Origin of the sequence: Formosa sejongensis, assembly GCF_033447105.1 — a bacterium.
Taxonomy (GTDB): domain Bacteria; phylum Bacteroidota; class Bacteroidia; order Flavobacteriales; family Flavobacteriaceae; genus Formosa.
In genome coordinates this window covers 136,103-142,497 of the sequence record NZ_JAWQUN010000010.1, presented here as the reverse complement: position 1 = coordinate 142,497, position 6,395 = coordinate 136,103, and the positions used below count along the sequence as shown (strand labels likewise).

Genomic DNA, 6,395 nt, shown 5'->3' with positions numbered 1-6,395 from the left:
CTGTCCGCTAAGGTTGGGGCTTTCTGTAATTTCATAACCTAAAAATAAGACTTGAGAACTTAATTTACAAACAGTTATTCAATATAATAATAGATTCAATTGATTTGACCTTGCAACGGTCTTAAATTATTTAAAATGTATGTGATAATTAATAAATGAAGTGAATGGATTGGTAAGTAATCGGAAAAGTTTCAATTATTGTTTATATGCGTATCCAGTACGAAGTGTTTAATTGAATAATAGGAAAGGTTGTTTTTAAGAAGGATTAAGGATCCTTTTTTTATTTTTTAAACATACTATCCATTATAGTCATTAGACCTTTAAAAGCGAAAAACATAGCGAAACCGCAACCTACAATACCCAAAATTAAAATTGGTATATATAGTGGTTTTTCGGTGTTTGTAAAAGCAATATGTATTAGTGATGGACCAATAAACATGAGAGCTAGGGAAATCCCCATTTTCTTTAATCCATCTACTAGTATTTTTTTATCTGTTCTTTCAGTTTCCATGATGTGTAAGTTTTAATACATTTCTAACACTCTTATGTTTTTTGAGTAGATTTTCTGCAGTTTCATAAGAAATTTTCAATTCAGACATAATCATTTTTACACCACGGTCAACTAATTTATTGTTGCTAAGCTGCATGTATACCATTTTATTTCCTTTAACTTTTCCTAATTGAATCATTGTAGCTGTAGAAATCATATTTAATACTAATTTCTGAGCCGTTCCTGCTTTCATTCTAGAACTTCCGGTTACAAATTCTGGCCCTACAATTATTTCAATAGGAAATTGTGCTGTTTTAGAAAGTGGACTATCTTGGTTACATGTAATGCAGCCCGTAATAATATTTGCATCATTACAAGCTTTTAATGCTGAAATCACATAAGGAGTAGTTCCAGAAGCCGCTATACCAATAACAATATCTTTAGTAGATATATTATACTGTAGTAAATCTTCCCAACCTTGAGTTGTAGAATCTTCAGCAAATTCTACGGCATCTCTTATCGCTTTATCTCCGCCGGCGATTATACCAATAACCAAATCTGAAGGAACGCCGAAAGTAGGAGGACATTCTGATGCATCTACGACACCTAGTCTACCACTTGTGCCTGCTCCCATATAGAAAATACGTCCGCCATCCTGTAATTTTGAAACGGTTTGCTCTATTAATGATTGAATTTGGGGTAATGCTTTTTCAATAGCCAATGGTACTGTTTTATCTTCCTTATTAATATTTATTAATAATTCTGAAACAGTCATGTTTTCTAAATTATTGTATTTAGAATCGGCTTCGGTAGTTTTGATAAAATCCATAATGTAAAGATACAAATTTGTAAAACTTTTAGGTTTAATTAAAAATTGTTTTAAACAAAAAAAAGACTCCATTTAAGGAGCCTTTGTATATACTATAATTGATTTTTTTTTAAGCTGTAGCTTTAGAAATAGTTTCTAAAATATCATTTAAAGTTGCGCTTGGACGCATAGCTTCAGAAGTTAATTGTACACTTGGTAAATAGTATCCTTTAATATTTACTGGATGACCTTGTATTGAATTAAGTTCTTCAACAATCGTAGATTCATTTGTCTCTAAAGATTTAGCAACATCAGTAAACATAGCTTTTAGAGTAGCGTCTTTAGTCTGATTAGCTAAAGCTTCAGCCCAATATAACGCTAAATAGTAATGACTTCCACGGTTATCTAATTCATTAACGTTTCTAGAAGGAGATTTACCGTTATCTAATAGTTTTCCAGTTGCTTCATCTAAAGTATCAGCTAAAACTAATGCTTTATTGTTTTTAGTGGTTGTAGACATATGTTCTAAAGAGACAGCCAATGCTAAAAATTCACCTAAAGAATCCCAACGTAAGTGATCTTCTTCTAAGAATTGTTGCACGTGTTTTGGAGCAGATCCTCCAGCACCAGTTTCAAATAATCCACCACCATTCATTAATGGAACGATAGATAACATTTTAGCACTTGTTCCTAACTCTAGAATAGGAAATAAATCTGTTAAGTAATCACGTAATACATTTCCTGTAACAGAAATAGTATCTTCTCCTTTTTTAAGACGCGCTAATGTAAAGTAAGTCGCTTCTTCAGGAGATAAAATTTGGATATCTAATCCAGATGTATCATGATCTGGTAAATATTTTTCTACTTTTTTAATTAACTCAACATCATGAGCTCTGTTTTTGTCTAACCAAAATACAGTTGGGATGTTTGTCGCTCTTGCTCTGCTTACAGCCAATTTAATCCAGTCTTGAATAGGTGCGTCTTTAGCTTGACACATTCTCCAGATATCACCTGTTTCAACAGTATGCTTAATTAATACATTCTTATCTGCATCAATTACACGAACAACACCATCTGCTGCCATTTCAAATGTTTTATCATGAGAACCATATTCTTCTGCTTTTTGTGCCATAAGTCCAACGTTAGGAACCGTTCCCATTGTAGTAGGATCGAAGGCACCATGTTCTTTACAGAAATTGATAGTTGCGTCGTAAATACTAGCATAACTACTATCTGGTATTACAGCTTTAGTATCTTCTTGTTTTCCTTCTTTATTCCACATTTGTCCTGAAGTACGAATCATCGCTGGCATAGAAGCATCAATAATAACATCACTTGGAACGTGTAAATTCGTAATTCCTTTTTCAGAATTTACCATGGCTAAAGCAGGACCATTTTTAAATGCTTCATCGATATCTGCAAGTATTTCGTTGCGTTTGTCTTCTGGTAAAACTTCAATTGTAGTTAATAAGTTTCCAAATCCATTATTTACATCAACTCCAATACTATCTAAAGTTTCAGCATGTTTAGCAAAAACATTTTTAAAGAATACACGTACTGCATGACCAAAAATGATAGGATCTGAAACCTTCATCATAGTTGCCTTCATATGTAAAGATAATAAGACATTCTTCTCTTTAGCATCTTTAATCTGAGCTTCTAAAAAGGAAATTAATGCTTTTTTACTCATTACAGTACCATCAATAATCTCACCTTTTAAAAGGTTTAATTTATCTTTTAATACTGTTGTATTTCCATTTTTATCTTCAAACTGGATACTAATAGATGTTGCTTTATCTAAAGTTACAGATTTTTCGTTATTAGCGAAATCTCCATCAGTCATAGTTGAAACATGAGTTTTAGAGTCAGAACTCCAAGCACCCATTGAATGTGGATATTTTTTTGCGTAGTTTTTTACAGCTTTAGGCGCTCTACGATCAGAATTTCCTTCACGTAATACAGGATTTACAGCACTACCTTTAATCTTATCGTATTTTTCTTTGATTTCTTTTTCAGCATCCGTTTTCGGTTCGTCAGGGAAATCAGGTAATTTATACCCATCTGCTTGTAATTCTTTAATAGCTGCTTTAAGCTGAGGAAGAGAAGCACTAATATTAGGTAATTTTATAATGTTAGCATCTGGGCTTTTAGCTAATTCCCCAAGTTCTGTTAAAGCATCTGGTAATTGTTGATCTTCAGTTAAGAAGTCAGAGAAGTTAGCTATAATTCGTGCTGCTAAAGAAATATCTCTAGTTTCTACATTAATTCCAGAAGGACTTAAGAAAGCTTGAATAATAGGTAAAAAAGAATAGGTTGCCAAAGCTGGAGCTTCGTCTGTTTTTGTGTAAATAATTCGTGAGCTGTATGCCATTTTAACTTGTTTTATAGTAATTATTTTTTGGGCAAATGATATAGGGTATTTTTATACGAATTGCAAATATACAAAAAAGTGAATGTTTACTTATATGTATTTTAAATTAGTATACTTGTTTTGGTAAGATTAATATAAGAATGTTGTTATTTTATTGAGAAGTATATAAAACAAAAGCCATATCACATAGTTAAACTATACTGATATGGCTTTCTCTGAAATAGTGTTTTAAATTTATCAATCTATTGATTGAATACGTTCGGATTTTAATCTTACTTGTTTTCATTAAAATTGACTATTTCAAAATACGAAACATTAATATTGTAACTTTCAAAATGTATCTACTAGCTACGAAATGTTTCTATTAAATTGTTTTTCTTTATGTTTTTTCTTCCGTTTATATTAATACAAACACAGATTAAACATTGTTTTCTTTTCTATATATAACTTTTATTATACGTATATCTGAAAACTTTCCTTTTTAATAGGTAATCTTGACTAACAATCTTACTTTTTAAAACATCATGATTTTAAATGCAATTTCATGTCATCTAAAACCTCAAAAAACAATTTTTAAAAGAACTTTTAACACTTTAATATAAATTAGAGTATTAATTGTTTTATAAAGATAGGAAACATTTCTAGTTTTTCAAAGTATTTTAACATTTTAGATATCAACAACTTATAAACCGAAGTTATTAACTTTTGTTCATAAAAAAAGTCCTAACTAGTGTTAGGACTTTTAAGTATTATAAGGATGCTAAGATTAGCGTCTTCTTAATTCTTTAATTCTTGCTTTTTTACCAGTAAGACCTCTGAAGTAGAAGATACGAGCTCTACGCACTTTACCTTTTTTGTTAATTTCTACTTTTTGTAAAGCAGGTAAGTTAACAGGGAAGATACGTTCTACACCTACAGTACCAGACATTTTTCTGATAGTAAATGTTTCAGAAGCACCTGAACCTCTTTTTTGAATAACTACACCTCTAAAAAACTGAGTACGTACTTTTTCACCTTCTCTAATTTCGTAATACACAGTAATTGTGTCTCCAGCTCCGAATTCTGGGAATTCCTTTTTTGTTACAAATTGATCTTGTACAAATTTTACTAAAGATTCCATATCTTTATTGTTTTAATATTGTTAATCCAAAGCAACATTCACGATTTTCGCCAGAGGTTGGTTCGAAATTGGCTGCAAAAGTAGTGAATTATTTCTTAATCGCTACTACTTAATTGCGAAAAATATTTAGCGATCTAAAAGGTCTGGACGACGCTCTTTAGTCCGTTCAAAAGCTTGATCTTCACGCCATTTCTCTATTTCTGGAAAATTGCCACTAAATAATATCTCTGGAACTTTAAGTCCTTTATATTCTCTAGGACGTGTATATATTGGGGGCGCCAGTAAATCATCTTGAAAAGAATCGGTTAGGGCAGAGGTTTCGTTTCCTAAAACACCAGGTATTAGTCTTATAATTGAATCACATAAAACGGCAGCTCCCAATTCTCCTCCAGATAGTACATAATCACCAATAGAAATCTCTTTTGTAATGAATAAATCGCGTACACGCTGGTCTACACCTTTATAATGTCCGCAAAGAATAATAATATTTTCCTTTAAAGATAAGGTGTTTGCTATACCTTGTTTTAAGGTTTCACCGTCTGGAGTCATGTAAATAACTTCGTCGTAATCACGTTCAGATTTTAATTTTGTGATGCATTTATCTATAGGTTCTATAAGCATTACCATTCCTGCGCCACCACCAAACTGATAGTCGTCTATGGTTTTATGATTATCGATTGTATATTCTCTTAGATTATGAAAATGAACTTCAACTATATTAGCATCAATAGCTCGTTTTAAAATTGATGCCTCAAACGGACTTTTTAGTAACTCGGGTAAAACGGTAATAATATCTATACGCATGGCTTCATTTTTAAAACAATTGCAAAGATGCGAAGAATCGATTTAAAATCCGAAGATATTTAATGGGCAAATTTTGTTACGAAAAAGTCCATGTTAAACAACATGGACTTTGATTTAAATAATACGATTCTTACTTTTTTGAATTAAGAATTTGTTTTTTGCTTGTTCAGCTCGTCTTGTAATTGTCTACGAACTTTTTGTTCTCTTTCTAATGCTGTTTTACGATGTTCGTCGAATTCTTCTTCAATTTCAGCAAGTGTACGTTTTGCTTCTTTAGTAGTCGAGTTACTATTTTTAAATTTATAAATGAAGAATAATAAGCACACTAACAATCCGCCAATTATAGACCAAATAAAGGTGTTATAAGTTGTTTTGCTTAATTGCATGCCCAAAAACTCCATACTATCTTTTTCCTGATTAGTAAGGTCTAAAGTATTTTGGGTTTCACTTAAGCTAGATTTTAAAGTAGAAATTTCATTAGCTTGTTGATCTACATTTATTTGAGTTTCAACTAAATCCTTTCTAATTGCTTGGAGTGAATCTAAAGTATGTGATTTTAATGTTTGTAACCAAGCCTTTTTTACTACTTTATAGTTTTGGTAATTATTAGATTTTTGAATTAGGAATTCAAACTGATTATCTAACGTACCTGAATTTAAAGATAAATTGGCATCAGCATCTGAATCTGCTTCAGACTTTGTTTGAGCAAATAAAGTTAAGGTAAGCAGACAGGCAATTAGTGTCGTGGTTAACGTTTTTATTACATTCATTATAGAAATCGTATTTGGGTGTTTAAGATTTT

The 6,395-nt window shown here is 31.3% G+C and carries 6 protein-coding genes; all 6 read right to left on the bottom strand.

Translation table 11 applies throughout. The annotated features are described in order from the left end of the window. Positions 1 to 280 precede the first annotated feature (280 nt). Entirely contained in the window at positions 281 to 511 is a 231-nt protein-coding gene (locus R6X41_RS11520) for a DUF6095 family protein (protein ID WP_318500403.1), read from the bottom strand. Then, positions 501 to 1,319 carry an N-acetylmuramic acid 6-phosphate etherase gene (gene murQ / locus R6X41_RS11515; protein WP_318500402.1) on the bottom strand — a complete coding sequence of 273 codons (819 nt, stop codon included), beginning with the start codon at positions 1,317 to 1,319 and terminating at the stop codon, positions 501 to 503. Before murQ ends, R6X41_RS11520 begins: the two co-directional genes overlap by 11 nt. Positions 1,320 to 1,428: 109 nt before the next feature. After that, positions 1,429 to 3,669 (bottom strand): NADP-dependent isocitrate dehydrogenase, encoded by a 2,241-nt coding sequence (locus R6X41_RS11510; RefSeq protein ID WP_318500401.1) that lies wholly within the window; start codon positions 3,667 to 3,669, stop codon positions 1,429 to 1,431. Positions 3,670 to 4,435: 766 nt separating this feature from the next. Next, a complete protein-coding gene (rplS, locus tag R6X41_RS11505) occupies positions 4,436 to 4,789 on the bottom strand; it encodes a 50S ribosomal protein L19 (protein WP_318500399.1) in 354 nt (117 codons plus the stop codon). 126 nt (positions 4,790 to 4,915) lie between these two features. Further along, on the bottom strand, positions 4,916 to 5,593 hold the full coding sequence (gene trmD, locus R6X41_RS11500; RefSeq protein WP_318500397.1) for a tRNA (guanosine(37)-N1)-methyltransferase TrmD: 678 nt from the start codon (positions 5,591 to 5,593) through the stop codon (positions 4,916 to 4,918). A gap of 143 nt (positions 5,594 to 5,736) precedes the next feature. Further along, positions 5,737 to 6,363 carry a tRNA (guanine-N1)-methyltransferase gene (locus R6X41_RS11495; RefSeq protein WP_318500395.1) on the bottom strand — a complete coding sequence of 209 codons (627 nt, stop codon included), beginning with the start codon at positions 6,361 to 6,363 and terminating at the stop codon, positions 5,737 to 5,739. Positions 6,364 to 6,395: the final 32 nt, after the last annotated feature.